The organism is Micromonospora sp. NPDC049089, from assembly GCF_040648775.1.
Taxonomy (GTDB): domain Bacteria; phylum Actinomycetota; class Actinomycetes; order Mycobacteriales; family Micromonosporaceae; genus Micromonospora.
The window spans coordinates 1-4,221 of the sequence record NZ_JBEZEH010000327.1 but is presented as its reverse complement, the minus strand read 5'-3'; the positions used below and the strand labels follow the sequence as shown (position 1 = coordinate 4,221).

Below are 4,221 nucleotides of genomic sequence, written 5' to 3'. Positions count from 1 at the left end.
GACGTAGCCGAGCCGGGCGGCGCCGCCGAGCCGGTGGGCGGACGTCGACGGTCACCCAACGCGGAACAGAAACGACTACGCCCGGAGGCGCGGCGCGTCGGCAGCCGGCTGGAACGGGCCGACCGCGTCGTCGTCGTCAAACGACTCCAGGTCGACCGGGGTGCCCACCTCGCTGACCATGACCACCCCGTCGAGTGGCTCCAACTCGGGGACGTCCAACGCGCCGAGCGAGCCGTCACCACTCTGCAGCAGCTCCAGCACGGCCTCGCCGACGCCCTCCACCGGCGCCGGCTCGTCGTCCTCCGGGGTGCCCTCGCGGCGGGCCGCCTCGGCCACCCGCAGCAGCGCGGCGACGCTCGGCACCCGGTAGTCGCGACGCTGACGCACCGAGATCACGCGGGGGTGCGGGTCGCTGGCCTCGGCACCCTCGCCGCCGCCGAAACGCTCGTCCGCCTCGTCCGGGTCGATCGAGTCGACATCCCAGGGCGTCACCTCGCCGAAGGCGTCGAGCAGTCGCTCGTCGTACGCGAAGGAGGCGTTGTTCAACGCCACGTACGCCTGCCAGACGTCGTCGTCGTCGACGCGGCCCTGCGCGGCGCGTACGGCGGCCAGGTGGTGGCGGGCCGCTTCGATCACCCGCTCGAGAGCGGCGTCCAGCTCACCATGCTGGTCGGTCATGTGGGGCAGTCCCTTCACGATGGGGAGGTTGCGCGCCGGCGGACACCGCCGGACACGACTAGCAGGTGCGGAGGAACCGGTCGAGAACCCGCACGCCGAACTGTAGTCCGTCGACCGGAACGCGCTCGTCGATGCCGTGGAACAACGCGGAGAAGTTCAGGTCGGCGGGCAGTTGGAGCGGCGCGAACCCGAAGCAGCGGATGCCGAGCTGCGAGAACGCCTTGGCGTCGGTGCCCCCGGAGAGCATGTACGGGACGGGCCGCGCCCCCGGGTCCTCCGCGCGCAGGGCCGCCGACATGGCCTCGACCAGGTCACCGTCGAAGGTGGTCTCCAGCGCCGGCTGCCGCTGGATGTACTCGATCGCGATGTCCGGGCCGACCAGCTCGCGCAGTTGCCGCTCCAGCAGCTCGGACTGGCCGGGGAGGCTGCGGCAGTCGATGGTGGCGGTGGCCCGGCCGGGGATGACGTTGTCCTTGTATCCGGCGCTCAACCGGGTCGGGTTGGCGGTGTTGCGGATGGTCGCACCGATGATGTTGGCGATGGGGCCGAGCTTGGCGATGGCCGTCTCCGGGTCGTCCGGGTCCAGCTCGATGCCGAGCAGGTCGGAGACCTCGGTGAGGAAGGCTCGCACGGTGTCGGTGACGACCACCGGGAAGCGGTGCCGGCCGATCCGGGCGACCGCCTCGGCGAGCGCGGTGACCGCGTTGTCGTCGTGCATCATCGAGCCGTGCCCGGGGCGGCCCTTGGCGTGCAGCCGCAGCCAGTCGATGCCCTTCTCGGCGGTCTCGATGAGGTAGAGCCGCTGGCTGTCGTTGACCGAGTAGGAGAAGCCGCCGACCTCGCCGATCGCCTCGGTGCAGCCGTCGAAGAGGCCCCGGTGGTTGTCCACCAGGAAGTGCGCGCCGTACTCGCCGCCGGCCTCCTCGTCGGCGGTGTAGGCCAGCACGATGTCGCGCGGCGGGCGTACGCCGGTGCGCTGCCAGTGGCGCACCACGGCGAGCACCATCGCGTCGAAGTCCTTCATGTCGATGGCGCCCCGGCCCCAGAGGTAGCCGTCGCGCAGCTCGCCGGAGAACGGGCCCACCGACCACTCGTCGGCGTCGGCGGGCACCACGTCCAGGTGGCCGTGCACCAGCAGCGCGCCCCGGCTCGGGTCGGTGCCCGGGATGCGGGCCACCACGTTCGCCCGGCCCGGCATGGACTCGTGCAGGACGGACTCCACGCCCACCTCGGCGAGCTTCTCCGCCACGTACTCGGCCGCGCGGCGCTCGCCGGCGCTGGTGTCGTTGTCACCGGTGTTCGTGGTGTCGATGCGCAGCAGGTCGCGGCAGAGGTCCACGACCTCTGCGGTGGGGTCGGGCAGGGCGGAGGCGGCGTCGCTCGTCATCGCCTCTTCATACCAGCCCGGGCCGCTCGACAGGCCGGCGCGGGTGGACGCATCGACGGGTCGGTTTCGCGTCGGCCGCGTTCGGGTACCGCCGCCCACGACCGAACGTCCCTGCCGGAGCTTCCGCCCGCCAGTCGAGGAGGGCACCATGTCCGCTGTTCCCCTGCCGCCGCTGCCGCCCGCGCCCGCACCCGAGGAGGGCTACCGACCCGCCGGTCGTAGCATCGCCGACATCGTCGACGGGGAGCACCGGCAACTGCTGGCGCTGCTGGACCAGCTCTCCGGCCCGGACACCACACCGCAGGAGGGGTTGGCGGTGCTCACCGCCGCGCTGTCGCGGCACCTGTCCGCCGAGGAGCAGTACCTGCTGCCGGCGGTCCGCGCGGCGCTGCCGGCGGCCACCGAGCGGGTCGATGCGGAGATCAGCGCCGACGCGGCCCTGCTGAGCGCCCTGAAGGGGCTGACGGAGGAGGCGCTGACCGAGGTCGCCGAGCGGGTCCGCCGGCACGTGGAGGGCGTGGGCGCGCTGGTCACCGAGCTGCGCGCCGTCGCGACCGAGGAGGAGCTGATCCGGCTGGGCAACCGGTTGGAGATCGCCGAGGAGGCCGCGCCGACCCGACCGCACCCGGGCACGCCGGCCACCCCTCCGTGGAACCGGATCGTGGAGCCGGCGGTCGGGGTCGTGGACAAGGTCCTCGACGCGGTGACCCGGCGACCGACGTACCTGGCGGACCTGGCGGACCTGCCGGAGCCGCCGCGCGACCGCTGACCGACGACCACCGGCAGTGCATTCATTATCACCGATCCGCTCAGGCTATTCCGCCAGCAGACGCCTGGTCCTACCGTCACCCTATGAACCTGGAGCTGCGTCACCTGCGGGTGGTCTGCGCGATCGCGGAGACGGGAAGTGTGACGAAGGCGGCCTCGGCGCTCGGCCTGGCCCAGCCGGCGCTCACCGCCCAGCTTCAACGCATCGAACGGACGCTGGGCGGCCCGCTGTTCGACCGGGATCGGCGCGGGGCTCGACCCACCGCGCTCGGTGAGCTGGTGCTGGCCCGCGCCCGGGTGCTGCTGCCGGCGATGAAGGGGTTGCAGGACGAGGCCGCTCGGCTGGCCGGGGCAGGCGACACGCCGCCGTGCTACCGGTTCGGCGGGGTCAACAGCCCGATCCTGGGTCGGCTGGTGCACCGCTTGGCGGCCGAGCAGCCGCCCGCCCAGATCACCACGTACGCGTCCTGGTCGGTGGACGAGTTGGCGCAGTTGGTGGCCGGCGGTCGGCTGGACTTCGCACTGGCCGGCGTGTGCGGCGACGCCAGTCCGTCGGCCGGGTTCGGGTTGAGCTGGCAGGAGGTGGCCGTCGACCCGGTGCTGGTGCTGCTGCCGGAGACCCATCCCCTCGCGGCGCAGGAGGAGGTCCGCCTGGCCGACCTGCGCCACGAACAGTGGGTCGCCGCGCCGGGTGACGGCTGCTTCGCCGACTGCTTCGCCGCCGCCTGCGCCCGCGCCGGCTTCACGCCCCGCAAGGTGTACGAGACCGACATCCGCGGCTGCGTCGACCTGGTGGAAGCCGGCGTGGCGGTGGCCCTGTGCCAGGCGACGTTCCGTCCGGTGAGTGGTCTGGTCACCCGTCAACTCGCCGGGACGCCGCTGCGCTGGCGGCTGCTGCTCGGCTGGCATCCGGACTCCCCCGCCGCCCAGGGCGCGGAGCTCGTGCTGGAAACGGCGAAGGCGGCGTACGTCGACTCGTTGGCGCCGCACCCGGCGTACCTGGCCTGGCTGCCCCGCAACCCGGGGTTCGGCGTCCGGCACCCGACCGGGGTACGGCCGGGCTGAGCTGCCGGTATTCCGGGCCGCTGGCGGTGCGAACCGCCGTGGGCCGGGTATCTGGCGGACATGACCGACCTCTACCCGCCCGCCGACGACCGCGAACTGCTGCGCCAGGCGGCTGCCGCGCACACCGCCGCCACCCGTGCGGTGGAGGCGTTCCTGCGCCGCCTGCCGACGGTGCCCGACCCGGCCGACGTGACCGAGTACGCGAATCTGCTCACCCGGGAGGACCAGACCCGGGGCGACCGGGACGCCGCCGCCGACGCGGCGGGTCTGACCATCGCCAGTCTGGAGCCCGACCAGGGCCAGTAGCGCGCCGCGACGGTGCC

The 4,221-nt window shown here is 73.3% G+C and carries 5 protein-coding genes; 3 read left to right on the top strand and 2 right to left on the bottom strand.

Going from position 1 to position 4,221, the window contains the following annotated elements:
- Positions 1-75 precede the first annotated feature (75 nt).
- Together AB0B48_RS32055 and AB0B48_RS32050 are read right to left on the bottom strand one after the other, a co-directional pair.
- Complete coding sequence (locus AB0B48_RS32055) at positions 76-678, bottom strand: hypothetical protein (RefSeq protein WP_357208162.1); 603 nt, start codon at positions 676-678, stop codon at positions 76-78.
- A 58-nt stretch (positions 679-736) separates the two neighbouring features.
- Positions 737-2,065 carry a M20/M25/M40 family metallo-hydrolase gene (locus AB0B48_RS32050; RefSeq protein ID WP_357208160.1) on the bottom strand — a complete coding sequence of 443 codons (1,329 nt, stop codon included), beginning with the start codon at positions 2,063-2,065 and terminating at the stop codon, positions 737-739.
- Between the two features lie 148 nt (positions 2,066-2,213).
- Here AB0B48_RS32050 and AB0B48_RS32045 point away from each other — a divergent pair, with 148 nt between their 5' ends.
- From AB0B48_RS32045 to AB0B48_RS32035, 3 genes are all read left to right on the top strand, one after another.
- On the top strand, positions 2,214-2,834 hold the full coding sequence (locus tag AB0B48_RS32045; protein ID WP_357208158.1) for a hemerythrin domain-containing protein: 621 nt from the start codon (positions 2,214-2,216) through the stop codon (positions 2,832-2,834).
- Positions 2,835-2,917: 83 nt separating this feature from the next.
- The gene (locus tag AB0B48_RS32040) at positions 2,918-3,898 is read left to right on the top strand and encodes a LysR family transcriptional regulator (RefSeq protein WP_357208156.1); all 981 of its coding nucleotides are present in this window, start codon (positions 2,918-2,920) and stop codon (positions 3,896-3,898) included.
- Positions 3,899-3,958: 60 nt separating this feature from the next.
- Positions 3,959-4,204: a hypothetical protein gene (locus AB0B48_RS32035; protein ID WP_210818733.1), complete on the top strand. Its 246-nt coding sequence runs from the start codon at positions 3,959-3,961 to the stop codon at positions 4,202-4,204.
- Positions 4,205-4,221: the final 17 nt, after the last annotated feature.